Annotated in this window: 25 protein-coding genes; 11 read left to right on the top strand and 14 right to left on the bottom strand. The window is 66.4% G+C overall.

Features of this window, described 5'->3' with window-relative positions; translation table 11 throughout:
• Positions 1 to 154 precede the first annotated feature (154 nt).
• The 7 genes from EO139_RS17020 to EO139_RS16990 form a co-directional block, all read right to left on the bottom strand.
• Positions 155 to 931: an NAD kinase gene (locus EO139_RS17020; RefSeq protein WP_104582792.1), complete on the bottom strand. Its 777-nt coding sequence runs from the start codon at positions 929 to 931 to the stop codon at positions 155 to 157.
• 197 nt (positions 932 to 1,128) lie between these two features.
• Complete coding sequence (gene rlmKL / locus EO139_RS17015) at positions 1,129 to 3,264, bottom strand: bifunctional 23S rRNA (guanine(2069)-N(7))-methyltransferase RlmK/23S rRNA (guanine(2445)-N(2))-methyltransferase RlmL (RefSeq protein ID WP_104582791.1); 2,136 nt, start codon at positions 3,262 to 3,264, stop codon at positions 1,129 to 1,131.
• Positions 3,261 to 3,452, bottom strand: coding sequence for a hypothetical protein (locus tag EO139_RS17010; protein WP_104582790.1), 192 nt, complete (start codon positions 3,450 to 3,452; stop codon positions 3,261 to 3,263). Before EO139_RS17010 ends, rlmKL begins: the two co-directional genes overlap by 4 nt.
• Positions 3,431 to 5,044, bottom strand: coding sequence for an ABC-F family ATP-binding cassette domain-containing protein (locus tag EO139_RS17005; RefSeq protein WP_104582948.1), 1,614 nt, complete (start codon positions 5,042 to 5,044; stop codon positions 3,431 to 3,433). The genes EO139_RS17010 and EO139_RS17005 overlap by 22 nt, the downstream gene beginning before the upstream one ends.
• 355 nt (positions 5,045 to 5,399) lie before the next feature.
• The gene (locus EO139_RS17000; RefSeq protein ID WP_126971586.1) at positions 5,400 to 5,906 is read right to left on the bottom strand and encodes an N-acetyltransferase; all 507 of its coding nucleotides are present in this window, start codon (positions 5,904 to 5,906) and stop codon (positions 5,400 to 5,402) included.
• 34 nt (positions 5,907 to 5,940) lie between these two features.
• Positions 5,941 to 6,468, bottom strand: a complete 528-nt coding sequence (locus tag EO139_RS16995; RefSeq protein WP_104582788.1) for a YqiA/YcfP family alpha/beta fold hydrolase — start codon at positions 6,466 to 6,468, stop codon at positions 5,941 to 5,943.
• Positions 6,465 to 6,956 (bottom strand): MOSC domain-containing protein, encoded by a 492-nt coding sequence (locus tag EO139_RS16990; RefSeq protein ID WP_104582787.1) that lies wholly within the window; start codon positions 6,954 to 6,956, stop codon positions 6,465 to 6,467. The genes EO139_RS16995 and EO139_RS16990 overlap by 4 nt, the downstream gene beginning before the upstream one ends.
• 23 nt (positions 6,957 to 6,979) lie before the next feature.
• Here EO139_RS16990 and EO139_RS16985 point away from each other — a divergent pair, with 23 nt between their 5' ends.
• Positions 6,980 to 7,555, top strand: a complete 576-nt coding sequence (locus EO139_RS16985; RefSeq protein ID WP_104582786.1) for an N-acetylmuramoyl-L-alanine amidase — start codon at positions 6,980 to 6,982, stop codon at positions 7,553 to 7,555.
• A 54-nt stretch (positions 7,556 to 7,609) separates the two neighbouring features.
• Here the strand turns inward: EO139_RS16985 and EO139_RS16980 are convergent, their stop codons facing one another.
• The 4 genes from EO139_RS16980 to EO139_RS16965 form a co-directional block, all read right to left on the bottom strand.
• Positions 7,610 to 8,563: a DUF1684 domain-containing protein gene (locus tag EO139_RS16980; RefSeq protein WP_126971584.1), complete on the bottom strand. Its 954-nt coding sequence runs from the start codon at positions 8,561 to 8,563 to the stop codon at positions 7,610 to 7,612.
• Positions 8,564 to 8,651: 88 nt separating this feature from the next.
• Positions 8,652 to 9,524, bottom strand: a complete 873-nt coding sequence (locus EO139_RS16975; protein WP_126971582.1) for a sulfurtransferase — start codon at positions 9,522 to 9,524, stop codon at positions 8,652 to 8,654.
• A complete protein-coding gene (locus EO139_RS16970; protein WP_126941758.1) occupies positions 9,521 to 10,318 on the bottom strand; it encodes a CoA pyrophosphatase in 798 nt (265 codons plus the stop codon). The genes EO139_RS16975 and EO139_RS16970 overlap by 4 nt, the downstream gene beginning before the upstream one ends.
• A 120-nt stretch (positions 10,319 to 10,438) precedes the next feature.
• The gene (locus EO139_RS16965) at positions 10,439 to 11,137 is read right to left on the bottom strand and encodes an FKBP-type peptidyl-prolyl cis-trans isomerase N-terminal domain-containing protein (protein WP_016902469.1); all 699 of its coding nucleotides are present in this window, start codon (positions 11,135 to 11,137) and stop codon (positions 10,439 to 10,441) included.
• Between the two features lie 163 nt (positions 11,138 to 11,300).
• Between EO139_RS16965 and EO139_RS16960 the strand changes: the two genes are divergently transcribed.
• From EO139_RS16960 to nth, 3 genes are read left to right on the top strand one after another with little or no spacing between them, the layout of a single operon-like run.
• The gene (locus EO139_RS16960) at positions 11,301 to 12,083 is read left to right on the top strand and encodes an enoyl-CoA hydratase-related protein (protein WP_126971580.1); all 783 of its coding nucleotides are present in this window, start codon (positions 11,301 to 11,303) and stop codon (positions 12,081 to 12,083) included.
• A gap of 10 nt (positions 12,084 to 12,093) precedes the next feature.
• Positions 12,094 to 12,474 carry a hypothetical protein gene (locus EO139_RS16955; RefSeq protein WP_104582781.1) on the top strand — a complete coding sequence of 127 codons (381 nt, stop codon included), beginning with the start codon at positions 12,094 to 12,096 and terminating at the stop codon, positions 12,472 to 12,474.
• The gene (nth, locus tag EO139_RS16950; protein ID WP_119132251.1) at positions 12,471 to 13,181 is read left to right on the top strand and encodes an endonuclease III; all 711 of its coding nucleotides are present in this window, start codon (positions 12,471 to 12,473) and stop codon (positions 13,179 to 13,181) included. The genes EO139_RS16955 and nth overlap by 4 nt, the downstream gene beginning before the upstream one ends.
• A gap of 253 nt (positions 13,182 to 13,434) precedes the next feature.
• On the opposite strand, the gene EO139_RS16945 is transcribed toward nth, so the two are convergent.
• From EO139_RS16945 to EO139_RS16935, 3 genes are all read right to left on the bottom strand, one after another.
• Entirely contained in the window at positions 13,435 to 15,003 is a 1,569-nt protein-coding gene (locus EO139_RS16945) for a SulP family inorganic anion transporter (protein ID WP_104582779.1), read from the bottom strand.
• 11 nt (positions 15,004 to 15,014) lie between these two features.
• Complete coding sequence (locus tag EO139_RS16940; protein ID WP_016902474.1) at positions 15,015 to 15,695, bottom strand: carbonic anhydrase; 681 nt, start codon at positions 15,693 to 15,695, stop codon at positions 15,015 to 15,017.
• Between the two features lie 113 nt (positions 15,696 to 15,808).
• Entirely contained in the window at positions 15,809 to 16,129 is a 321-nt protein-coding gene (locus EO139_RS16935) for a hypothetical protein (RefSeq protein ID WP_181116173.1), read from the bottom strand.
• Positions 16,130 to 16,465: 336 nt separating this feature from the next.
• On the opposite strand from EO139_RS16935, the gene EO139_RS16930 reads away from it, so the two are divergent.
• From EO139_RS16930 to phoU, 7 genes are all read left to right on the top strand, one after another.
• Complete coding sequence (locus EO139_RS16930; protein WP_126941756.1) at positions 16,466 to 17,716, top strand: OprO/OprP family phosphate-selective porin; 1,251 nt, start codon at positions 16,466 to 16,468, stop codon at positions 17,714 to 17,716.
• A 193-nt stretch (positions 17,717 to 17,909) separates the two neighbouring features.
• A complete protein-coding gene (gene pstS, locus EO139_RS16925; RefSeq protein ID WP_115676666.1) occupies positions 17,910 to 18,929 on the top strand; it encodes a phosphate ABC transporter substrate-binding protein PstS in 1,020 nt (339 codons plus the stop codon).
• 187 nt (positions 18,930 to 19,116) lie between these two features.
• Entirely contained in the window at positions 19,117 to 20,208 is a 1,092-nt protein-coding gene (gene pstS, locus EO139_RS16920; RefSeq protein ID WP_104648424.1) for a phosphate ABC transporter substrate-binding protein PstS, read from the top strand.
• Positions 20,209 to 20,320: 112 nt separating this feature from the next.
• Positions 20,321 to 21,295 (top strand): phosphate ABC transporter permease subunit PstC, encoded by a 975-nt coding sequence (gene pstC, locus EO139_RS16915; RefSeq protein WP_006450306.1) that lies wholly within the window; start codon positions 20,321 to 20,323, stop codon positions 21,293 to 21,295.
• The gene (gene pstA / locus EO139_RS16910; protein WP_039511726.1) at positions 21,295 to 22,158 is read left to right on the top strand and encodes a phosphate ABC transporter permease PstA; all 864 of its coding nucleotides are present in this window, start codon (positions 21,295 to 21,297) and stop codon (positions 22,156 to 22,158) included. Before pstC ends, pstA begins: the two co-directional genes overlap by 1 nt.
• Before the next feature lie 22 nt (positions 22,159 to 22,180).
• Positions 22,181 to 23,011, top strand: coding sequence for a phosphate ABC transporter ATP-binding protein PstB (gene pstB, locus EO139_RS16905; protein ID WP_104582775.1), 831 nt, complete (start codon positions 22,181 to 22,183; stop codon positions 23,009 to 23,011).
• Between the two features lie 129 nt (positions 23,012 to 23,140).
• Positions 23,141 to 23,851, top strand: coding sequence for a phosphate signaling complex protein PhoU (phoU, locus tag EO139_RS16900; RefSeq protein WP_005994733.1), 711 nt, complete (start codon positions 23,141 to 23,143; stop codon positions 23,849 to 23,851).
• Positions 23,852 to 23,906: the final 55 nt, after the last annotated feature.

The raw sequence follows: 23,906 nt of genomic DNA, 5'->3' as shown, positions 1-23,906 counted from the left end.
ATCGGGATTGGGGAATGGGTTGGAGCAACAACGAAGTTTCTGGGATTTGAGATCGTTACTTGCACTGCATCGTACCTTGGGCACGCGCGGGCTCGGCTGCACGTCGCGCTACTGCGGTGCCAATCCCGAATCCCCAATGCCCAATCCCCGCCCCTCAGACCGCAAACTGTTCGCTGAAGATGCGCTCTTCCAGATTGTGTTCGGGATCGAACAGCAGCGTCACCTGGCGTTGGGTGGATTCGCGGATGGTCACTTCGACTACGTCGCGGATCTCGTGCGAGTCGGCAGTGACGCTGACCGGGCGCTTGTACGGGTCCAGCACGCGGAAACGCACTTCGGTATCGGCCTTGAGGATGGCGCCGCGCCAGCGGCGCGGCCGATACGGGGCGATCGGCGTCAGCGCCAGCGTGTGCGACCCCAGCGGGAGGATCGGCCCATGCGCGGAATAGTTGTAGGCGGTGCTGCCGGCCGGCGTGGCGACCATGACCCCGTCGCCGATCAACTCGGCGATGCGGGTCTGGCCATTGAGATCCACGCTCAGGTGCGCGGCCTGGCGGGTCTGCCGCAGCAGCGAGACCTCGTTGTAGGCCAGCGACACCGTGCTGGCACCGGACTCGGTCTGCACCTGCATTTCCAGCGGGCGCAGATGCGCCGGTTCGGCCCGTTGCAGACGTGCGAGCAGGTCGTCCTCGTCGTCGCGGTACTGGTTCATCAAGAACCCGACCGAGCCCAGCTTCATGCCGAACACCGGCTTGCTGGCAGCGCCATGCCGGTGCAGGGTCTGCAGCATGAAGCCGTCCCCGCCCAGGGCGCAGACGATGTCGGCGGTGTCCAGCGCATGGTCGCCATAGCGCTGCACAAGACGCGCGCGCGCGGTCACCGCCGGCTCGGCGTGACTGGCAACAAAGGCAATCCGTGGTGGTGCGGTCATCGTTGACTCCAAAGCATGCGAATCAGCATACCGCAGCGCTGTGGTCGGCTTGTTGGCTGCCCGCCCCGCCCTGGCCTGCACGGCTGCAGCTGCGCCACCACGCGCCGCTGGCATGGCGCACCGCAGCCAGCCGGGCGCCGGCGACAGCGGGCGCGCAATGCCTGCACTGCCCGGTCAGACGCGACCGGGCCGCGGCATCAGGCGGTCAATCGCCAGGCACGGTGGATGCGCGCATGCCGCTCGAAATCCGGGTCGATGGTGCGCGGGCTGATTTCCTCGCACTGCGCAAACTCGGCCACCAGTTCCTCGTCCAGCTTGAAGCGACGGAAGTTGTTGGAGAAGTACAGCACCCCACCCGGCGCCAGCCGCGCCATCGCCGCACGCAGCAGCCGCACGTGCTCGCGCTGGATGTCGAAGTCCTCGGCGCGTGCGGAGTTGGAGAAGGTCGGCGGGTCGCAGAAGATCACGTCGAAATGCGCGCGCTCGGCTTCCAGCCAGGCCAGCGCGTCGGCCTGCACCAGCGTGTGCTTGCTGCCGGCCTGGCCGTTCAGGGCCAGGTTGTCGGCACACCACTGCAGATAGGTGCCGGACAGATCCACGCTGGTGGTCGCGCTTGCCCCGGCCACCGCCGCTTCCACGCTGGCCACGCCGGTGTAGCAGAACAGGTTGAGGAAACGCCGCCCCTTCGATTGCATGGCCATGGTGCCGCGCAACGGGCGATGGTCCAGGAACAGGCCGGTATCGAGGTAATCGAACAGATTCACCCGCAGCAAGGCGCCATGCTCGCGCACGTTGATGAATTCGTTGCGCTGCTCGAAGCGGCCGTACTTGCTGCCACCCTTGCCACGCTCGCGCGATTTGAGCGCCACGCGTTCGCCCGGCACCTCGAAGACCTCGCGTGCGGCGGCCAGCAGCTCGCCCAGACGGCGGCGCACGTCGGCTTCGGGAATCGTCGCCGGCGCGGCGTATTCCTGCACATGCAGAAACACGCGGCGATCGCCATCGGCCTGCTGGTACACGTCGATGGCGGCGGAATATTCCGGCAGATCGGCGTCGTAGGCGCGGAAGCATTCGATGCCTTCGCGTGCGCGCCACTTCTTGAACTTCTGCAGATTCTTGCGCAGGCGGTTGGCGACCATCTGCGCGCCTTCGCTGAGCGCGGTCGGCGCCGCCAGCGGGGTGCGCCGCGGCACCGCGATCGGGTCGCAGACGATCAACGCGCATTCGATCGCGCCATTGAACAGCTGGTATTTCTTGCCCGCGCGCAGGCCGGTGGCATACGCCAGCTCGGCGTTGCCGCACAGCAGGCTGGCCCGCCATTGCGGCACGGCGCGCTGCAAGGTGTCGCCCAGGCGGCGGTACAGCGCCGCGTCGGCAGCCAGGCGTTCGTCGTAAGGCGGATTGCACACCACCACGCCGGTGGCCTGCGGCGGGGTCTGCAGATCGCCCACCTCGCGCACACCGAACCAGATCGCCTCGGCCACACCGGCCACCTGCGCATTCTCCTTCGCGGCGCGGATCGCATGCGGGTCCATGTCGCTGCCGTGGATCACCTGCCTGAGTGCGGCGCGGCCGAGACTGTCGCGCTCGCGCGCTTCGCCCACCAGCTGCTGCCAGCCCTCGCGGTCGAAGCCGCGCCAGCGGCTGGGGATAGCGCTGCCATAGCGCTGCAGGCCGGGCGCCACGTCGGCGGCCATCAGCGCGCCTTCGATCAGCAAGGTGCCGCTGCCGCACATCGGATCCAACAGGCCGCCGCCATCGGCGTAGGCGCGCGGCCAACCGGCGCGCAGCAACACCGCCGCGGCCAGATTCTCCTTGAGCGGTGCATCGTTCTGCGCCATGCGCCAACCGCGCCGATGCAGCGGGCCGCCGCCCAGATCCACCGAAATGGTGGCGCGGCCCTTGCGCAGTGACAGGTTCAAACGCAGATCCGGGCTGTCCACATCCACCGACGGGCGCTCCAGGCCCTGCCGGCGCATGGTGTCGACCACCGCGTCCTTGATGCGCTGCGCCGCGTAACGGGCGTGCGTGATCGCGGTACCGGAGACATGCGCGTCCACCGACAGCGTGTGGCCGACGGACAGGTGCTCGTCCCACGGCAATTCGGCCACCCCGGCATACAGTGCGTCCTCGTCCGGGCAATCGAACTCGCTCAGCGGCCACAGCACCCGGCTGGCCAGCCGCGACCACAGCACGGCGCGCTGCGCATCGCGCAGCTCGCCCTCGACGTTGACGCCGGAGACGGTGGCGGTGGCCTTGCTGGCACCGAGCGACAGCAGCTCGTCGGCAAGCAGGTATTCCAGGCCCTTGGCACAGGATGCAAAGAATTTCACGTAGGCAGGTATCGATGGAGACGCTGGCCGTGGGGGCGAGCGCGGGAGCAGGACGCTGGGCCGGCGCCCTGGAGGGCAGAGCCGTGGCCGCCGCGGGCGGGGCGCAAATGGTCGGCCATCGGGGCCGGCTTTACCAGCCCGCCGGCCGGATCGCCCGCTGCGCGGTTCACCACGGCGCCAGCCGCCACTGCGCCTGCGCGGTATCCAGGCGCTGCCGCAGGCCCAGCCGCTGCAGGAAGGCGGCATCGTGCGAGGCGACGATCAGCGCACCGGGGTAGCTGTGCAGCAGTGCCTCGATCGCCTCCACCGCGGCCAGATCCAGGTGGTTGGTCGGCTCGTCCAGCAACAGCAGTTGCGCCGGCTGCGCCCGGTACAGCGCGCAGGCCAGCGCCGCCTTGAGCCGCTGGCCGCCGCTGAGCTGGCCGGTGGGCAGGTCGGCATGCCTCTGGTCCAGCCCCAGCAGCGCCAGGCGCAGCCGCTGCGCATGCGCCGGCGCGCCCGGGTCTGCATCGTGCAGCTGCGCAGCCGCCGAGCGCGCCGGGTCCAGCAGCCCCAGGTCCTGATCCAGATACGCCACCGGCACATGCACCTGGCACTGCCCCGCGCTGGGCTGCAGGCGCCCGGCCAGCAGCTGCAGCAACGACGACTTGCCGCTGCCGTTGGGGCCGACCAGGCCGATCCGCGGCTGCCTATGCAACAGCAGATCCACCCGCCGCCCGCCCAGCCGCCCGTGCGCCAGTTCCACCTGTTGCAACGTGGCCAAGCGCTGCGATGCGCCGGCGGGCGATGTCGGCGCCAGTAGCGCGATCGTGGGGTCGTCTTGCACCAGCGCCGCGGCCTGCACCACCGCCTCGCTCAGCCGCGCCTGGTCGGCCTGGCGTTGCTGTTGCAGCCGCCCCGCGCTGACCTCGCTGCGCTGCTTCTGCGCGCCAAGCAGGATCGCGGCCTGGTTGGCCTGCCCCGCAGCACGCGCGCCGCGTGCCTGGCGTTGCTGGTGACGTTGCCGCTGCTCGCGCAGCGCCTGTTCGCCGCGTGCGCGCGCCTGTTTGCGCTGGGCCAGCAACGCGCTGGCGGCCTGCTGTTCGATGGCGCGCTGCTGCGCATAGGACGTGTAATTGCCGCCGTAGCTGCGCAGCCCCTGCCCGGACAATTCAACAATGCGCTGCATCGCATCGAGCAGGCCGCGGTCGTGGCTGATCACCAGCACGCCGCCGTTCCATGCCAGCAACTGATCCATCAGCCGCTGCCGCTGCGGGCCATCCAGGTGATTGCTGGGTTCGTCCAGAATCAACAGGTCCGGCTGGCTCAGGAACGCACCGGCGAGTGCCACGCGCATCGCTTCGCCGCCACTGAGATGCGCGGCCGGTGCACGCGGATCGCGCCCACCCAGGCCTTGCCGTTCGAGTTCTGCAGCAAATTGCGCATGGGCGGCCCAGCGCTCGCCGACCAGTTCGAAATCGGCGGGCGCAACGCTGCCAGCAGCGATACGGTCCAGCGCCTCCAGCAGCGCCGCGACACCGGCCAGGTCGGCAATGCTCTGCCCCGGCGCCACGCGCACGCGCTGCGGCAGGTAGTGCACGCTGCCGTTGCGCACACAGCGCCCGGCACTGGGCAGCAACGTGCCGGCCAGCAGGCGCGCAAGCACGCTCTTGCCCACGCCATTGCGCCCCACCAGGCCGGTGGCGCGCTGGTCGATGTGGATTGTCAGATCGGAAAACAGCGGGCTGCCATCGGGCAACACATACGCAACGCCTTCCAGCGTCAGCGACGGACAGGTCATACGGATCTCCATTGCATGCCAGCACACGCACCGATCCAGCCGGACCGGCAGCGGGTAAGGCCGTCATCACGACGGCGGCATCAATGGCGCATTGGACCAATCCTCAGACAGTGGGCAACGCGACAAAGTGTAGGTCAGCCTGCGATGCAAGCCAAATCCCGGGCACTGCGGCAGACTGGCCCTGTTCAAGCGCAGCAGCAGCATCGGCAGGCGGCACCGTGCAGACATGCCCACGCTCCTGCAGGCCGGATCATTGCCGGCTAACAGGGACCATCGAAGACAGCCATCGCGGGGATCGCTGCCGTGGCAAAATCACCGACAACGCGGGCCATCAGGTGTCCCGATGATGCAACGCTCACCCCAGCCCGAACGCCGGGTGATAGGCCACATCGGCCAGCGGCAGCAGGCGGTCGCCAAACGCCAGCGCCTGCAGCTCGGATGCCGGGACGCCGGGCAAGGTCAGCCCCGGCTCCACCGCAAAACCCAGGCGCCTGAAAAACGCCGGCTCGCCCAATGCCAGGCAGCCGGCCGCGCCACGCTCGCGCAAGCTGGCCAGCGCCGCCTGCACCAGGCGCGTGCCCAGCCCCTGGCGCTGATGCCCCGGGCCGATCGCCAGCGGCCCCAACGCGTACCAGCCGGGCGAGTCGTCCGACAGCCACACCGGCGATACCGCCAGATGCCCGACCACATACCCGTCGTGGTCGGCCACCAGCGACAACGCCAGCGCGCCGTCGTTGCGCAACCCGGCGATCACGTGCTGCTCGTCATGGCGGCTATGTTCGTCGCGCATGAACGCGACCATCGTCAGCAGTTCGATTGCCGCCGCATCGCCGTCGCTCGCTTCGCGAATCAATACGTTCATCGGACGCCCCAAAACCCGCACACCCTGGTCCGCATCACAGGCTCTGCAACAGTTCGGCGAAGGCGCGCGCCGATGCATCCACGTGCGACGCCAGCCGGTGTTCGTCGTCGACCAATAGCAAGCGCGCATGCCGCGCCTGCGCCCAGGCGATCACCTCGCTGGCCGGAATCAGTTCATCGCGCCAGGCATGCACGATCGAAATCGGCACGCGCGCCGCATCCAGTGCCGGCAACGGCCCCATCCTGGTCGGCGGCACCATCAGGAACAGCCCGCGCGTGGGCACCTGCAACGACACCTGCGCGGCGATGTACGAGCCCAGGCTGGAACCGACCAGCACCAGCGGGCCCTTGTCGGCCGCCGCACGCGCAATCTCCAGCAGGCGCTGCAGCCGGCCTTGCACATCGCCCAGCGAACTCACCTCGCGGCGTGCGTCCAGATCGGTGTAGTCCGGGCGCTCGTGGGTCCAGCCCAACTGCGCGGCGACATCGGCCAGGGCGGTGACCTTCAGCGCATCCGGGCCGCTTTCGAAGCCGTGCGACAGGATGCAATGACCGCGGCTCATAGCGCCTGCACCGTATCGCCGAGGCGCAGCACGCCGCCACGCAGGACGCGCGCACACAGGCCGCCATGACCGCGCATGGCGTTGTAGCCGCCCGCACCCAGCGCGTCCTCCATGCGCGAGCACGGATCGCAGGGATCGGTGCCTTCCAGCTCGACATCACCGATGCGGAAACGCCGGCCTTTCAAGGCGATCAGCGGAATGCCGGACACCACCAGGTTGCGGCGCAAGGTGGCGGGCGCGATCGCGGTGTGGCCGGCCAGTGCCGCGATCACCGGCAGATGTTCGGCCTGGATCAAGGTCACGCCGCGCTTGCCGCTGCCGCCCTTGTAGCGGTCGCCGACCAGGCCGACGCCGGTGGTGGCCTGTGCCGCGTCCACCGCAATCATCTCCACGTCGCGCGCGGGACGCACGCCGATCCAGGTCACCTGGCCGGTCTGCGGCAGGGTCGCCATCAATTTGCCCAAGGGGCTGTCGGGATTCAAAGCCATCGGGCAATGCTAGCATCCGCCTCATGTCCGATGCCGTCCTGCCGTCGCCACCGATCACCTACGCGCCGTTGTCCTACGAATCGCGGCTGGCGCGACGCGCGCTCACGCAGATCGACATGGTGGTCATCCATTGCACCGAGTTGCCCGACATGGCGATGGCACGCGAATACGGCGAACGCGTGCTCTACGACAGCGGCACCGGCAACAGCGGGCATTACTACATCGACCGTAACGGCAGCATCCAGCAATACGTCGCGCTGGAGCGCGTGGCCCATCACGTGCGCGGCCACAACCCGCATACGCTGGGCATCGAACTGGTCAACAGCGGCCGTTATCCGCACTGGCTGGACTCACGCCATCAGTGCATGAGCGAGCCGTATCCGCAGGCGCAGATCACTGCGCTGATCACGCTGCTGCAGTGGCTGCAACAGCAGCTGCCATCGGTCCGCCGCATCGCCGGCCACCAGGCACTGGACACCACCCAGGAAGCGGCCAGCGACGATCCGTCGCGCAAGATCCAACGCAAGCTCGACCCCGGCCCGCTGTTTCCGTGGCCGCAGATCGAAGCGGCGGTCAGCTGGGCGCACACACCGCGCTAGCAGCGGCGCACACAGGGCCATCGACACGGCTGGCCGCCTTCTCGAGTTCGGTGCTCAGCGCTCGGTCGCGCGGTAGGTCTTCTCGCCGGCATTCACTGCCAGATCCAGGCGATTTTCCGGCGATGCGATCGGGCAGACCACGTGCGGCGTCAACGCACAGGGCGGATTCTCGGCCAGATTGAAGTCGAGCACGAGCCGGCCGTCGTGTGGTGCCGCGGTGTAGAGATAGCGCGCGCCGCCATACGTTTCCTTGCCGCTGGTGCGATCGGCGAACAGGAAGAACAGGCCTCGCCCGTCGTCGCTGACGATCGGCTGCAACCGGTAGTCCCGGCCATTGCGCGAAAACACCGCCTCGCCCGGCACCTGGACAGTGAGCGGTGTACCGATCGAGGTCAGCAGCGTGGTCGTGCGCGGCGTGGGATACGCCTGCCAGCGCGCCTGGATGCGCCACTGCGGGTCGGTCGGAAAATATTCCAGCCCGGCGAAGTGGGTCAGCAACGGCGCTGCCGGGTCGCGGAAACGCCAGCCGAACAAGCTGCCGGTCTGCACCAGATAGAACTGCCGGCCCTCCACATCCAGGCGATCGCCACGCTGCCCTGCACGCTCCGGCCTCAGGCGCACGCGATCGATGCGCTGGCCGTTCAAGTGCACCGGTGCGGCAGCAGCGGCGTCGAAGTGCACACGGCCGTCGGCATCCAGCGTCAGCTGCCCCAGTTGCGCAGGCCCGGCCGGCAACACCAGGTCGCTACGTGGATCGCTGCCCACCTGGTACCGGCCGGCACGCACGCGCCCGGACCCGGTATAGCTCAGCCAGCCATCGGGCGCACGCAAGCGCTGCACGCGCTCGGCGCGTGCATGTTCGAGTTCGACCTGATACATCGCGTGGCGATCGCTCTGCCCACGACCGGCGATGCGCGCACCGTTGGCGTCGGCGGTCGACCCCGCCGAACAGGCAGCCAACGATACCATCGCGACGCACAACGCGCCGACCTGCAACTGCAACCGCATGAGTCACCCAGCACTGCGAGAAACTGCGCTCCGCGCAGCGAACCTGCGTCCCCACAGGTCACCGTTCCTGCCGCCATTGTGCCTGCAATCAGGGGCTGGTCGCGACCGGACGTGTCGAATCCTGCAGCCACCCACTCCAGGAGCCGGCGTAAACGCGCGCGCCCGACAATCCGGCCACTTCCAGTGCCAGCAGCAGATGGCATGCGGTCACCCCGGAGCCGCACATCACCACCGCCTGCTCGGGACGATACGCGCCCAGCAGCGCCGACAACTCGGCGCGCAGTTCCTCTGCCGGCTTGAACCGCCCGTCGCGCAGGCTTACGCCCAAGGGGCGACTCACCGCACCGGGCACATGCCCGGCCACCGGATCGACCGGCTCCACCTCGCCGCGAAAACGCTCGCCTGCACGTGCATCCAGCAACCAGCCCGGCGCCTGATCCAGCCGCGCCAGGATCTGCCCGGCCTCGACCACCGCATCGCTGTCGAAGCTGCCTGGGTATGCCGCGCCATCGCGCTCTGCAGGCGGCTCGGTGCTTTCCGGCAAGCCGGCAGCGCGCCAGGCGGCCAACCCGCCATCGAGCACCGCCACGCGGCGATGTCCCATCAGCCGCAGCATCCACCATGCCCGCGCCGCGGCCATGCTGCCGTCGGCGGCATCGTAGATCACCACCTGGCTGTCCGGGTCGATCCCCCACGCGCCCAGCCGCCTGGCGAATGACGCACTGTGCGGCAGCGGGTGCCGCCCCTGCGCAGGCAGCGACAGATCGGCCAGATCCTTCTCGAGATCGACGTAGTGCGCGCCTGGCAGATGCCCTTGCGCATAGGCCTTGCGCGCGGCATCCGGGTCCGGCGCAGTCGGTGGCGCAGCGCGCGCGTCCAGCAATCGCAACTGCGGATGCGGCAATGCCGCTGCCAGCGTGGCGCTGTCGACCAGCGTGGTCCAGTGGGGTTCCGCACTCATGCAGCCTGCTCCAGACGACGACGAAGATTGAGGAGGATGGCCGCGGTGGCACCCCAGATGCGGTGGCCCGGCCAGTCGTATTCCAGCACGCGGCGCGGCCGGCCGCGATACTCCAGCTCCACGCTGCGCAGGTTGTCCGGATCCATCAGGTAGGCCAGCGGCACCTCGAACACCTCGGCCACTTCGTCCGGCTGCGGCACCGCCACGAACGCCGGGTCGATCACTGCCACCACCGGCGTGACGCGAAAACCGCTCACGGTCAGAAACGGATCCAGATAGCCCAGCGCATGCACCTGGCCGGCGCCGAGCGCGATTTCCTCGCAACTCTCGCGCAGGGCCGCGGCGGCCGCATCCGCATCCGACGGCTCGATCCGTCCACCGGGAAAACTGACCTGCCCGGCATGGTGACGCAGGCTGTCGGTGCGCCGGGTCAGCAGCACCATGGTGCCCTGTGTGCGCGGCACCAGTCCGCACAGCACCGCGGCCTCGGCCGAGGCGCCGCCCTCGGTCAGGTCGATCAATTCGGCATGATTCCAGCCCGGCCCGTCGGGCGCGGTGTCCAGCGCATACAACGCGCGCCGCAACTGCGCACATTCGGGCAGCCGCGCGGCCAACGCGCGCGCCGGCAGAACCGTATGCAGATACTGCTGACGTTCGGTGTCGCTCATGCTCATCCAGCGTGCAATTTCATCCAGGCTGCGCAGGCAGCCGACACAGTGCGCCTGCGCGTCCAGCGAACATACACCGATACACGGGCTGGGCAGACCATTGCGGGTCGAATCCGTGTCGCTCATCGCTGGCTCCCGCCGCACCGCATCGTCACGCCGTTCGTCCATCCTCTCGCGCTTGGCCGCTGGATCCAAACGACAACGCCGGCCTGGTGGCCGGCGTTGTCACAGCAACATCCAATGCAATTACTTGACGCTGACCAGCTTGATCTCGAACTGCACAGCCACGTTCGGCGGGAACGGGGTGCGCGGATCGGCACCGTAGGCCTTCTCCGGCGGCAGGGTCACTTCCCACTTGGAGCCGGCCGGCATCTGCAGCAGCGTGTCGCGCATGGCCTGCATTTCGACTTCGCTGACCTTGATGGCCGGGATCTGCTGCGCCGGACGTGCCTTCTCGCGGTCGCCGAACGGGAACGGACCAGCCACTTCCAGCTGCACGGTGCTGGCCTGGGTCGGCTTGGCGCCCTTGCCTGCTTCGATCACGCGGTACTGCACGCCGCTGGGCAGCGTCTGCACGCCCGCGGTGCCCTTGTTCTTGGCCAGGAACTGGTCGCTCTTGGTCTTGTTGGCCGCAGCGGCCTTGTCGTACTCGGCCTTGGCCTGCTGGGCACGGCCCTGCTCACGCTTCTGGAACGCTTCCACGGCCGGCTTCAGCTGGTCGGCAGTGATGGCCGGCTGCTTCTTGGCATAGGCGTCCTGCAGACCCTTTACCACCGAGTTGATGTCGAGCTGCTCGCCGCGACCGGTGAGCTCGGCAAGGTTGTTGCCGTAGTCATAGCCGAAGTAGTAGCTCAACTTGCCCTTCTCGGACGTCGTGTCCTGGGCCAGTGCATTGCCCGTCAGGGCCAGGGCCGCCACAGCGACCGCGATAGAACGCAACTTCATCAAACAATTCTCCAGGGTGGTGGCACAGGACGGGTCTGCCGCCTGAGATGACGCGCTAGGATAGCGGCCGCGATACCGAACCGCTACTTATCACGAAAGCTAGGACCAGCAAGGCTTTCGGAAGTTCCGTATTTACTAATTTTTTACGTTCGCAAGGATTTCCATGTCCAATCACGTCATTCTGATCGCCGACCACGCCAGTGTACGGACGATCACGGTCAATCGACCGGACAAACTGAACGCCTTGAACCAGGAAACGCTGCGGGCACTGGATCATGCCTTTGCCGAGGCAGCCAGCGCAGACCACATCCGCGTGGTGATCCTGACCGGCGCAGGCCCCAAGGCATTTGTCGCGGGCGCGGACATCGCCGAAATGCGCGAGCTGTCGGCGATGCAGGGCCGCGAGTTCTCGCTGCTGGGCCAGCAGGTGATGCGCCGGATCGAGCGCATGCCCAAGCCGGTGATCGCCATGGTCAACGGCTTTGCGCTGGGCGGCGGGCTGGAGCTGGCAATGGCCTGCCATCTGCGTATCGCCGCATCCACCGCACGCCTGGGGCAGCCGGAGATCAACCTCGGCCTGATCCCCGGTTTCGGCGGCACGCAACGGCTATTGCGTCTGACCGGGCGAGCGGCGGCGCTGGAGCTGTGCCTGCTCGGCCTGCCGATCGATGCGCCGCGCGCGCTGCAGCTGGGCCTGGTCAATCGCGTGGTCGAGCCGGAAGCCCTGGAGGAAGACACCCTGGCCCTGGCACAGCGTCTGGCCGTCGCCGCACCGCTCGCGCTGCGCGGCATTCTGGATGCGGTGGTGTTCGGTGGCGAATGCGCCATCGAAGAAGGCCTGCAGCTGGAAACCGCGCAATTTGCGCTGCTGTTTTCCAGCGACGACATGCGCGAAGGCACCGGCGCGTTTCTCGAAAAACGCCCCGCGCACTTTCTCAATCGCTGATCGGCTTGCCATGACGTTCGACCCCAACCCGGCAGCACGTCCCCTGCCCCTCCAGCTGTTCGACTGCGTACACGCCGACGATCTCGATCGCGCGTTGGCACTGGGTTTGATGGAGTATCGGCCCGATCCGGGCGACGACCTGCTGGATCCGGCCTGCCCGCAGCTGCGCGCGGTGTTGCTTGCCGCACAACAGCGGCTGCGCGATGCCTGGGCCGCCCGCGACCGCTACCGCGCACGCGCCGCGCGCCTGCAACGTCGTGCTGCCGAACGCGATGCACGCCGAACGCCGGCACCGGCGCCCAGCCAACCCGCCGCAGCCGCATTACCGCCGCTGGCCGCAGCCATCCTGGCGCGCGCAAAGGCCAAGGCCGCTGGCGGCGCACCGCCATGAACGCGATCCGTCAGACCCCGCCGGCAAGGCGCGGCAACCTCATGCGCAAGCCTGAAATACAGGAGATGTTCGCGCGGTTGCGCGAGCTCAATCCGCACCCGACCACCGAGCTGGAATACACCACGCCATTCGAGTTGCTGATCGCGGTACTGCTGTCGGCACAGGCCACCGATGTCGGCGTCAACAAGGCCACCCGCAAGCTGTATCCGGTGGCCAATACCCCGCGTGACATTCTCGATCTCGGCGAAGAAGGCCTGAAGCGCTACATCGCCACCATCGGCCTGTTCAATGCCAAGGCCAAGAACGTCATCGCCACCTGCAGGATCCTGCTGGAGCAATACGGCGGCGAAGTACCGCACGATCGCGCCGCGCTGGAAGCCTTACCCGGTGTCGGCCGCAAGACCGCAAACGTCGTGCTCAACACCGCGTTCGGCGAGCCGACCATGGCGGTGGACACGCATATCTTCCGCGTCGCCAACCGCACCGGTCTTGCGCCGGGCAAGGACGTGCGCGCGGTCGAGGACACGCTGGTCAAGGTCATTCCTGCCGAGTTCCTGCACGACGCACATCACTGGCTCATCCTGCATGGCCGCTACGTCTGCAAGGCACGCAAGCCCGACTGCCCAGGCTGCGTGATCCACGACCTGTGCCGCTACCGCGACAAGACCCCCGCACCCGCCGAACGGCCAAAAACTCCCAAAAGCTGACGCAATCCGAATCAACATGGCTGACACGAACTAACAAAACCATCGCAACTGCAAGCGCTCAGTCGGGCACCAGGCCTGCCGTATCAGCACCTCAGCACCGCCAATCCTGGCTTTTCCGATTCCCCAATCCCGAATCCCGATTCCCGATTCCCGGCCATAAAAAATCGCGACCAGATGATGCGTCTTGCGGCGCCATGCATCACCCGGTCACGATAGAGTTCACCCGGCGCGAGCGCCGGGCGTTGCAGCAGGTTTACGCCGCCTTGGCTTGTTCGACGCGCTGTTCGACCAGCACGCTTTCCACCGCCGGCTGGCCTTCCACGCGTCGATCCAGCTCCTTCCAGTCCACCACCAGCTCGCAGCCGCGCGAGGCCGCATTCCGGCTCCAGTCGCGCAACAACTCGATGCAGGCATGGTCGACGTGGTGCAGCTTGGCCACATCCAGATGCAGGGCGGTGTTCGGCGGCACGCTCTCCAGCGTACGCGCCATCGCCGGCACCTTCAGGAAGGTTGCCGAACCCTGCAGGGTCAGATGCATCTCGTCCTTCTTGTGCTCGTGCTCACGCACGTCCACCTTCAGGCGCGAAGAATGCAGGGCCAGACGGAACAACGACAGGCCGAAGCCGATCAGCACACCGGTCAGCAGGTCGGTCGCCACGATTGCGAAGGTGGTCGCCAGATAGATCGCCGCGGTGCCACGACCATAGGTCGCCAGCTCCTTGACCTGACCGATCTTGATCATCTTCACGCCCGTGTAGACCAGGATGCCGGCCAGACATGCCACCGGCGTCATCCGCAACAGCCACGGCAGCAGCATTGCGAAGACCAGCAACCAGCCGCCATGCAGCACCGTGGACATGCGCGTGGCCGCTCCGGCCTGCACATTGGCCGCGCTACGCACGATCACGCCGGTCATCGGCAATGCGCCCAGGAAGCCGCACAGCATATTGCCCACACCCTGCGCCGCCAGCTCACGGTCGTACTGCGTGCGCGCGCCCTGATGCATCCGGTCCACCGCCGCCGCCGACAGCAAGGTCTCTGCGCTGGCGATGAAGGCAAAGGTCACTGCAGACACAAGCAACGTCGCATTGAACACGCCGAAGATGTCCGCCACGCTGGGGATGCTGATCGCCGAGAACAGATTGGTCGGCACGTCCACCTTGTTGACGTTCAGGCCCTGCAACTGCACCGTCGCCGTGACCACCACTACGGCGATCAACGCACCTGGCAAAAAGCGCAGACGCTGCGGACGCAGCTTGTCCCAGGCCAGGATGATGCCGATGGTGGCCAGGCCCACGAACAACGCGGTACGGCCGGTACCTTCGGTGATTGCCTGCCACACCACGGCCGGCAATGCAGCGAAGTTTTCCAGACCGCGCGCCTTGGGAGCGGCGTCCATCAGCACATGCGCCTGCGAGGCCACGATCAGGATGCCGATGCCCGACAGCATGCCGGCCACCACGGCCGGCGATGTCATCCGGAACCACACGCCTGCGCGGCACAGACCGGCGATCAGCTGGATCGCACCGGCCACCAGGATCACCGGACCGAGTGCGGCAATGCCGTGCTCGCGGACCAGTTCGAACACCAACACAGCCAGGCCGGCGGCCGGTCCGCTCACCTGCAGAGGAGAGCCCGCCAGAAAGCCGACGACCAGTCCACCGATAATGCCGGTGATCAGGCCTGCGGCCGGCGGCATGCCGGAAGCGATCGCAATGCCCATGCACAACGGGAGTGCGACGAGGAAGACCACGACAGACGACAGCAAATCACGCCCGAACAGTCCCTGGCGGAAATATCCGCCGATACCTGATGTGTTCATGATGTGCTCCGTCAGGCGAGTTCGGCGCGCACGACTTGCTGCAGTCGCGGACGTGGGGTGGCTTCGGGGGTGTTGTCCGCCAACAACGGACGGAAGCCACCCTTCTCGGCATCGAAGGCGCGGATCTCGCCGTGGGCGATGTCATAGATCCAGCCGTGGATGCGCAAGGTACCGGCCGCCAGACGCGCGGCGACCACCGGCTGCGTGCGCAGATGGTCCAGCTGCGAGACCACGTTCTCCTCGGTCATGCAGCTCAGCGCTTCCTGGCTGTGCGGGTCGTGTCCGTGATGGGCCGTGACGTGACGCGCCGCATCGGTGTGCTTGAGCCAGGCCGCCACGGACGGCACGTCCTCCAGCGATTCCGGCTTGAGCACGGCCTTCATCGCGCCGCAGTCGGTATGGCCGCAGATCACGATATGCCGCACGCCCAGTACGGCGATGGCGTACTCGATCGCCGCAACCACGCCGCTGACGTGCTGGGAGTAAGGCGGCACCACATTGCCGATATTGCGATAGACGAACAATTCGCCCGGTTGTGCGGAGAAGATCAGCTCCGGCATGACGCGCGAGTCGGCGCAGGTAATGAACAACGTGTGCGGACTCTGGCCGCCGGCCAGTTCCTGAAAGCGCGCACTCTGGCGCGGATACACTTCCTTACGGAAATGACGAAAACCTTCTAGCAAACTTTCCATGGGAGATACCTCTAGGCAACGAATGGCCATCCGCGGCGCAGGCCGCGAATTGCAAAGACGAACAAATCAAAGGAAGCCGGTGCGCTGCACCGGTTGACGCGACTAACGAAAGATCAGGCGCGCGCTGCGTTGGGAGGACGCAGTTGCGGGATCAGGTCGCGTTTTTGAGTTGCCGGCGCGTAGTGCGCGTACCAGGAGGGGAAATAACGTGCGACCACCGGCCATGCCTGGGAGAGCAAGGGGATGTCGTCTGCAGAGTGCGTATCGACCTGGGTCTGTGCGTCCCCGTCGTCCTGCAGATCATCGGCTGCGTCGCGTTCTTCACCAGCATCCGCCATCACCGCCACGCCGTCGCCCACAAGCGCATCGTGGATGCGGTCGTGCGCATCGGCCGCCGACCACGCAGTGAGCGCGAGCAGGCAGGCCAACAGCAATTGGAGGAATCGGGGAAACATGGCTTCGAAACTAACAATTTAGAACGCGCCTGTGCAAGTGGTGCGACGCACAAAGCGCCTGATACGCCGCCGTTCCACCTGGTTGGTTCAGGTCGCAATAAGCTTGAGCTCGCTGAAACGGTGAACCACGCCGCTGTCACATCTGTCATACGGCGCGGCCCGTTCAGACTCATGACACACGCTGACAAAAGACAAACACGTGTAAATCTTTGTCTTTGTTGACAAAAATCAGATTGCAATGCGATCTGAAGTTGTCACATTAACGCAACTTTCACGCCATAGCCTGCGCTCACTTTCTCAGGTCGCAAGGCACATATGAAACTTTCTCCCACCCTGCTGGGCGCTGCCCTATTGCTGGCGCTGGCCGCACCTGCCGCGCATGCCGAAATCGCCATCGACGTGATCGGCGGCTCGGAGATGTCGCTGGAAGGACTGGTCCAAGCTGATGGCAACTGGTTCCACAACGATGTGCAGGATCTCAATGGCCCGATCGGAGCCAATGGCGACAATTCCGAATTCAGCATCCGCCGTGCCGAGCTGGTGCTCAAGGGCAAGGGCCCGGGCAATTTCGAATGGGTGGCCGGTTACGACCCGAGCGTGCTGAAGGAGGTCACCATCCGCGGCACCACCATCCGCAGCACCGGGCGTTTCCTCGACAACAACATCAAGTACAAGTTCGCCGGCAACGCCAACAACTATCTGCAGATCGGCCAGTTCAAGCAGCCCAACAGCCTGGAAGAGCTGTCCAGCACCAAGAACAACGACTTCGTCTCCAAGGCCGCAGTGACCAACACCTACGGCATCTCGCGCCGGCTGGGCGTGGCCTACGGAATGGGCGACAACGACTGGAGCATCACCGCCAGCGCGTTCGGCCGCGAACTGACCCGCAACCAGGCACATGGCAGCGGCTACGGCGCACGCGGCACCTGGGCGCCGATCAACGAGAGCGGCAATGTGCTGCACGTTGGCCTGAGCTACCTGGGTTACGACACCGACGACGACACCCTGCGCCTGCGCGCGCGCCCGGACGCCGACCTGACCACGGTGCGCCTGATCGACAGCGGCGCCATCACCAACGTGGACAGCGTGGGCGTGGCCGGAGCCGAGGCGATGTGGATCACCGGCCCGTTCAAGCTGCAGGGCGAGTTCTTCCAGGAAAACGCCAAGCGCATCGGCAACAACGCCAACGATTACAAGAGTGACGGCTGGTACGTCAGCGGTGTCTGGAACATCACCGGCGAGACCTGGGGCTACAAGGCCGGCGTGCCGACCACCCCGCTGCCGAACGCGCCGGCCTCGGGGATGTGGCAGCTGGCAGTGCGCTACGACACCCTGGACCTCAACGACGGACACCTGGTCTCCAACGGCACCACCCCGTTCGTGGACGGCGTGCTGGGCGGCAAGATGGACGTGTGGACGGTCGGCGCCAACTGGTACTGGCGCTCCAACTTCAAGTTCGCACTCGACTACGCCAAGGTGGAAAGCACCCGCTACAACAGCGCCACGCGTGGCCTGGTCGACGACAACCCGTCGATCATCGAGGCACGTGCGCAGTTCTATTGGTAAGTGCGCGATCGATCCGGCCGCCCTGCCGCGCTGCTGTGAGCGCGCCATGGCGGCGACCCGCCTGGCCCGGCAATGCGCCCGGCCGCAACGCCGTCATCTGCATGTCATCTCTTCGACACCGCGCGGTCATGCCCCTGCCCTGCAATGGCACGACCGCGGGACGTCCTCATCCCTTCGCTACAGGAGCTGTTCCGTGATCCACTCTCTGAAGACCCGTCTGGCCGTCGGCGTGCTCACCGCCTCGCTGGCCTTGTGCGCCCAGGCCGCCGATGTCACCGGCGCCGGTGCCTCGTTCATCTACCCGGTGATGTCCAAGTGGTCGGCCGACTACAACGCGGCCACCAAGAAGCAGGTCAACTATCAATCGATCGGTTCGGGCGGCGGCATTGCCCAGATCAAGGCGGCCAGCGTGGATTTCGGCTCGTCCGATGCCCCGCTCAAGCCGGAAGAACTGGCCGCTGCCGGCCTGGCGCAGTTCCCGTCGGTGATCGGCGGCGTGGTGCCGGTGGTCAACGTGCCCGGCGTGGCGGCAGGCGCCCTGAAACTGGACGGCAAGACCCTGGGCGACATCTTCCTGGGCAAGGTCAGCACCTGGAACGATCCGGCGATCGCCGCGCTCAACCCGGGCGTGAAGCTGCCCGAGGGCAAGATCACCGTGGTGCATCGCTCCGACGGTTCGGGCACCAGCTTCAACTTCACCAACTACCTGTCCAAGGTCAACCCGGACTGGAAGAGCAAGGTCGGCGAAGGCACGGCGGTGCAGTGGCCGACCGGCATCGGTGGCAAGGGCAACGAGGGCGTGGCCGCGTACGTGAAGCAGATCAAGGGCGGCATCGGCTACGTCGAGCTGTCGTATGCGCTGCAGAACAAGATGGCCTACACCGCGATGAAGAACGCCGCCGGCAAGTTCGTGCAGCCGTCCGACGAGACCTTTGCCGCCGCTGCCAACAGCGCCGACTGGGGCAACAGCAAGGACTTCTACCTGGTGATGACCAACGCCTCCGGCGACAACGCCTGGCCGATCACCGCGACCAACTTCATCCTGGTGCAGAAGAAGCCCAAAAACCCGGCCGGCCTCAAGAACACGCTGGAGTTCTTCCGCTGGGTCTACAGCAAGGGCGATGCGCAGGCCAAGCAGCTGGACTACGTGCCGCTGCCGGACAGCCTGGTGACCCAGATCGAAGGCTACTGGGCCAAAAACCTGCCCAAGTAACGCCATGCACAGCAACAGGAACGACGCCGTCTCTCTCCCCGGCGTCGGCACCGGGACGCGGCCCCACGGGGGTCGCGTCTTTTTTGTGATGCCTTCTCCAAAAGGCACTGTCATGCACGTGTAACAAAAACATCATTTCATAGCGTGGTCTGCCGGGTCCCCCGGCCAATCCAGCCTCGGAGCTTCCATGAAACTGCAGTCGGCCAGCCTGACCGCCCTGTCCCTCACCATCGCCCTCGCCCTGGCCGCCTGCTCGCCCGGCAAGGATGCGCAGTCCGGCGATACCGCCAAGGGCGCGCCCAGCGCGGGCGCCACCGCCAGTGACAGCAAGAGCGCCGAGATCTCCGGCGCCGGTGCATCCTTCATCTATCCGCTGGTTTCCAAGTGGTCGGCCGACTACAACGCCGCCACCGGCAACAAGGTGAACTATCAGTCGATCGGCTCCGGCGGCGGCATCGCGCAGATCAAGGCCGGCACGGTGGACTTCGGTTCGACGGACAAGCCGCTGGACAGCGCCGAACTGCAGCAGGCCGGTCTGGGCCAGTTCCCGTCGGCTATCGGCGGCGTGGTGCCGGTGGTGAACCTGGAAGGCATCGCACCGGGCAAGCTGCGCCTGACCGGCGCGCTGCTGGGCGACATCTTCCTGGGCAAGGTCACGATGTGGAACGATGCGGCGATCGTGGCGGCCAATCCGGGCGTGACCCTGCCGGCCACCAAGATCAACCTGGTGCATCGCTCCGATGGCTCGGGCACCACCTTCAACTTCTCCAACTACCTGTCCAAGGTCAGCCCGGAGTGGAAGAGCAAGGTCGGCGAAGGCACCTCGGTGCAGTGGCCCGGCGGCGTCGGCGGCAAGGGCAATGAAGGCGTCGCGTCGTACGTGCAGCAGATCAAGGGCTCGATCGGCTATGTCGAACTGGCCTACGCCCTGCAGAACAAGATGCCCTACGCCTCGCTGCAGAATGCCGCCGGCCAGTGGGTGGAGCCGAACGCGGAAAGCTTCGCCGCCGCTGCGGCCAGCGCCGACTGGGCCAACGCCAAGGATTTCAACCTGGTGATCACCAACGCACCGGGCGAGAAGGCCTGGCCGATCACCGCCACCAACTTCATGCTGATGCACAAGCAGCCCAAGGATGCGGCGCGCAGCAAGGCGACGCTGGACTTCTTCAAGTGGGCGCTGGACAACGGCCAGGCCCAGGCCAGCGAACTGCATTACGTGCCGCTGCCGCCGGAGCTGGTGCAGCAGATCCAGGCCTACTGGGCCAGCGAGTTCAAGTGATGCCCTGCACCCGCTGTCGTGGCGGGATGCGCTGCGGTGAGGTGCCTGCGGGCGCCTCGCCGTTCCTGCTGTCTCACGCTCCCGCGGTTGCGCGGGTGACGAGTCCAATCGAATGAATGCCACCGCCATTCCCGAAGCGATGACCGCCCCGCGCGGCCGCGACCTGCGCGATGCGCGTGCCGATCGCCTGTTCAAGCTTGCGCTGGCCGCCACGGTCGTTTTCGTCCTGTTGGCGCTCGGCAGCGCCGCGCTGTCGATGCTGTGGGGCGGACGCCATGCCTTGCAGATGCAGGGCCTGAGTTTTTTCTATTCCGCCGACTGGAATCCGGTGGAAAACAAATACGGTGCGCTGGCGCCGATCTACGGCACCTTGGTCACCGCCCTGATTGCGATGGTGATTGCGGTGCCGGTGAGTTTCGGCATCGCGTTCTTCCTCACCGAGGTGGCGCCGCGCTGGTTGCGTGGCCCGGTCGGCACCGCGATCGAGCTGCTGGCCGGCATCCCGTCGATCATCTACGGCATGTGGGGCCTGTTCGTGCTGGTGCCGGTGATGACCGAGCACGTGACGCCCTGGCTCAACGATCACCTGGGCACGCTGCCGCTGATCGGCCCGTTGTTCCAGGGCCCGCCGCTGGGCATCGGTCTGCTGACCGCAGGCTTCGTGCTGGCGATCATGGTGATTCCGTTCATCTCCTCGGTGATGCGCGAAGTGTTCCTGACCGTGCCGACGCGCCTGAAGGAATCGGCGTACGCGCTGGGGTCGACCAAGTGGGAAGTCAGCTGGGACATCGTGCTGCCCTACACCCGCTCCGCGGTGATCGGCGGTGTGTTCCTGGGCCTGGGCCGTGCGCTGGGCGAGACCATGGCGGTGGCGTTCGTGGTCGGCAACACGGTGCGGCTGTCGCCGTCGCTGCTGGAGCCCGGCACCACCATCGCCGCGTTGATCGCCAATGATTTCGGCGAGGCCACCGAAACCTATCGTTCGGCATTGCTGCTGCTGGGGTTTGTGCTGTTTATCGTGACCTTCATCGTGCTGGCGATCGCGCGTTTCATGCTGATGCAGCTGTCGCGTCGGGAGGGCAACTGATGTCCTCGGTCTCGCAATCACTGTACAACCGCCGCCGCGTGACCAACGCGATCGCCCTGCTGCTGTCGTGCGTCACCGCGGTGTTCGGCCTGTTCTTCCTGGCCTGGATCCTGTGGACCCTGTTGTCCAAGGGTGTGCCGGGCATCGACGTCAACCTGTTCACCAAGATGACACCGCCGCCGATGCAGGAAGGCGGCCTGCTCAACGCCTTCTTCGGCAGTGCGGTGATGTGCGGGCTGGCGCTGGCGATCGGCACGCCACTGGGCATTGCCGCCGGCACCTGGCTGGCCGAATACGGCAATGCACGCAAGGCCGGGCTGGTGGTGCGCTTTGTCAACGACATCCTGTTGTCGGCACCGTCGATCGTGCTGGGGTTGTTCGTCTACACGCTGTACGTGATGCAGACCGGCGGGCGCTTCTCCGCGTTTGCCGGCGCGCTGTCGCTGGCCTTCATCGTGCTGCCGGTGGTGGTGCGCACCACCGACGAAATGCTGCGCCTGGTGCCGGCGCAGATGCGCGAAGCGGCGCTGTCGCTGGGCATTCCGCAGTGGAAGGTGACCGTGCAGGTGCTGTATCGCGCCGCCTCGGCCGGCATTCTCACCGGTATCCTGCTGGCCCTGGCCCGCATCAGCGGCGAAACCGCGCCGTTGCTGTTCACCGCCTTCGGCAACCAGTACTGGAACAGCAATGTGTTCCAGCCGATGGCCAGCGTGCCGGTGATCATGAATCAGTTCGCCGGCAGCCCCTACGAGACCTGGCAGACCCTGGCCTGGTCCGGCGCGCTGGTGCTGACCGTGTTCGTGCTGCTGGTGAGCCTGGGCGCGCGTGCCCTGCTATTGCGCAACAAGATCTCCAATGACTGACCTCTCCCTCCGGACACCCCACATGAACGATCTCCAAAACGCCATGCCGATGCATCGCATTGCCGTTCCGGCCGCCAAGGGGGCACCGACCGCACAGGCGCCGGTGAAGGTGGCCGCACGCAACCTGGATTTCTATTACGACAAGTACCACGCGCTCAAGGGCATCAACATCGAGATTCCGGAGAAGCGCGTCACCGCGCTGATCGGGCCGTCCGGTTGCGGCAAGTCGACCCTGCTGCGCATCTTCAACCGCATCTATGCGCTGTATCCGAAGATGGAGGCGCGCGGCGAAGTGTTGCTGGACAACGAAAACATCCTCTCGCCGAAGTACCCGATGAACCGGCTGCGCAGCAAGGTCGGCATGGTGTTCCAGAAGCCGGTGCCGTTTCCGATGACGATCTTCGAAAACGTCGCCTACGGCATCCGTCACCACGAAAAACTGTCCAAGGCCGACATGCAGAACCGTGTCGAGCAGGCGCTGCGCCAGGGCGCGCTCTGGGACGAGGTCAAGGACAAGCTGGGGCAAAGCGCGCTGGGCCTGTCCGGCGGCCAGCAGCAGCGGCTGTGCATTGCACGCGCCGTGGCGCTACGGCCGGATGTGTTGCTGCTGGACGAACCGACCTCGGCGCTGGATCCGATTTCCACCAGCCGCATCGAGCAACTGGTGGAAGAGCTCAAGCGCGAATACACCATCGTGATCGTGACCCACAACATGCAGCAGGCCGCACGCGTGTCCGACTACACCGCCTTCATGTATCTGGGCGACCTGATCGAACACGACCGCACCGAAACGATTTTCTCCCAGCCGTCCAAGCAGCAGACCGAGGACTACATCACCGGTCGTTTCGGTTGATGTAAGGCGGGCGCCGCATCCCGCATCGACGCCGCTTCGCCGCACCCTTGCCCGGCACGACATCCCCCTCACCTGCGATGTCGCCAAGGTGAAGGCGGACACCCACCACCGCCACGAATCGAGACCACGATGAACCAGCACCTCAACGACCATATCGTCAAAAGCTACGACGAGGAGCAGCACCGTCTTGTCGCCGAGATCGTGCGCATGGGCGACACGGCGGTGGCGCAGCTGGAAGCCGCATTGGATGTGGTGGAACGTCGCGACGACAACGCCGCACATCGCATCGTGGTCAACGACGAGGCGATCGATGCGCTGGAGCATGCGATCAGCCACGACGTGATGCGGCTGGCGTTGCGTGGCCCGATGGCGCGCGACCTGCGCGAGATCCTGGCCGGCCTGCGCATTCCGGCCGATATCGAACGCATCGGCGATTACGCGGCCAATGTCGCCAAGCGCTCGATCGCGCTCAATTCGGCACCGCCGCTGCCGCAGACGGTGGGCCTGCGTGCACTGGGCCAGATGGCGGCCGACGCCGTGCGCGAGGCGGTGCAGGCATACCGCAACAAGGATGCCGATGCGGCCATCCGCGTACGCGATGAAGATGCACGCCTGGATGCGCAATACACCGCGCTGTTTCGCGAGTTGCTGACCTACATGATGGAAGACCCGCGCAACATCACCCCGTGCACGCACCTGCTGTTCATGGCCAAGAACCTGGAGCGCATCGGCGACCACGCCACCAATATCGCCGAGAACGTGTGGTTCCTGGTCCATGGCGAGCAGCCGCTGCCGCCGCGCCTGAAGCGCGACGACACCAGCACCACCGGCGTCATCTGACCCCTCGCCTGCGACCCCCGCTGGCACGCCGCGAACACGCGCAGAGGCCCTGATC

Origin of the sequence: Xanthomonas sp. BRIP62411 (genome assembly GCF_003993525.1) — a bacterium.
GTDB classification, from domain to species: domain Bacteria; phylum Pseudomonadota; class Gammaproteobacteria; order Xanthomonadales; family Xanthomonadaceae; genus Xanthomonas; species Xanthomonas euroxanthea.
This window is presented reverse-complemented; position numbering and strand designations above follow the sequence as displayed.

Excerpts from the sequence above, each read along its gene's own strand:
- EO139_RS17020 (WP_104582792.1), bottom strand. The coding sequence starts at position 931 with ATGACCGCACCACCACGGATTGCCTTTGTTGCCAGTCACGCCGAGCCG.
- EO139_RS17005 (WP_104582948.1), bottom strand. The coding sequence starts at position 5,044 with ATGACCTGTCCGTCGCTGACGCTGGAAGGCGTTGCGTATGTGTTGCCC.
- EO139_RS17000 (WP_126971586.1), bottom strand. The coding sequence starts at position 5,906 with ATGAACGTATTGATTCGCGAAGCGAGCGACGGCGATGCGGCGGCAATC.
- EO139_RS16995 (WP_104582788.1), bottom strand. The coding sequence starts at position 6,468 with ATGAGCCGCGGTCATTGCATCCTGTCGCACGGCTTCGAAAGCGGCCCG.
- EO139_RS16990 (WP_104582787.1), bottom strand. The coding sequence starts at position 6,956 with ATGGCTTTGAATCCCGACAGCCCCTTGGGCAAATTGATGGCGACCCTG.
- EO139_RS16985 (WP_104582786.1), top strand. The coding sequence starts at position 6,980 with ATGTCCGATGCCGTCCTGCCGTCGCCACCGATCACCTACGCGCCGTTG.
- EO139_RS16980 (WP_126971584.1), bottom strand. The coding sequence starts at position 8,563 with ATGCGGTTGCAGTTGCAGGTCGGCGCGTTGTGCGTCGCGATGGTATCG.
- EO139_RS16975 (WP_126971582.1), bottom strand. The coding sequence starts at position 9,524 with ATGAGTGCGGAACCCCACTGGACCACGCTGGTCGACAGCGCCACGCTG.
- EO139_RS16970 (WP_126941758.1), bottom strand. The coding sequence starts at position 10,318 with ATGAGCGACACGGATTCGACCCGCAATGGTCTGCCCAGCCCGTGTATC.
- EO139_RS16965 (WP_016902469.1), bottom strand. The coding sequence starts at position 11,137 with ATGAAGTTGCGTTCTATCGCGGTCGCTGTGGCGGCCCTGGCCCTGACG.
- EO139_RS16960 (WP_126971580.1), top strand. The coding sequence starts at position 11,301 with ATGTCCAATCACGTCATTCTGATCGCCGACCACGCCAGTGTACGGACG.
- EO139_RS16955 (WP_104582781.1), top strand. The coding sequence starts at position 12,094 with ATGACGTTCGACCCCAACCCGGCAGCACGTCCCCTGCCCCTCCAGCTG.
- nth (WP_119132251.1), top strand. The coding sequence starts at position 12,471 with ATGAACGCGATCCGTCAGACCCCGCCGGCAAGGCGCGGCAACCTCATG.
- EO139_RS16945 (WP_104582779.1), bottom strand. The coding sequence starts at position 15,003 with ATGAACACATCAGGTATCGGCGGATATTTCCGCCAGGGACTGTTCGGG.
- EO139_RS16940 (WP_016902474.1), bottom strand. The coding sequence starts at position 15,695 with ATGGAAAGTTTGCTAGAAGGTTTTCGTCATTTCCGTAAGGAAGTGTAT.
- EO139_RS16930 (WP_126941756.1), top strand. The coding sequence starts at position 16,466 with ATGAAACTTTCTCCCACCCTGCTGGGCGCTGCCCTATTGCTGGCGCTG.
- pstS (WP_104648424.1), top strand. The coding sequence starts at position 19,117 with ATGAAACTGCAGTCGGCCAGCCTGACCGCCCTGTCCCTCACCATCGCC.
- pstC (WP_006450306.1), top strand. The coding sequence starts at position 20,321 with ATGAATGCCACCGCCATTCCCGAAGCGATGACCGCCCCGCGCGGCCGC.
- pstA (WP_039511726.1), top strand. The coding sequence starts at position 21,295 with ATGTCCTCGGTCTCGCAATCACTGTACAACCGCCGCCGCGTGACCAAC.
- pstB (WP_104582775.1), top strand. The coding sequence starts at position 22,181 with ATGAACGATCTCCAAAACGCCATGCCGATGCATCGCATTGCCGTTCCG.
- phoU (WP_005994733.1), top strand. The coding sequence starts at position 23,141 with ATGAACCAGCACCTCAACGACCATATCGTCAAAAGCTACGACGAGGAG.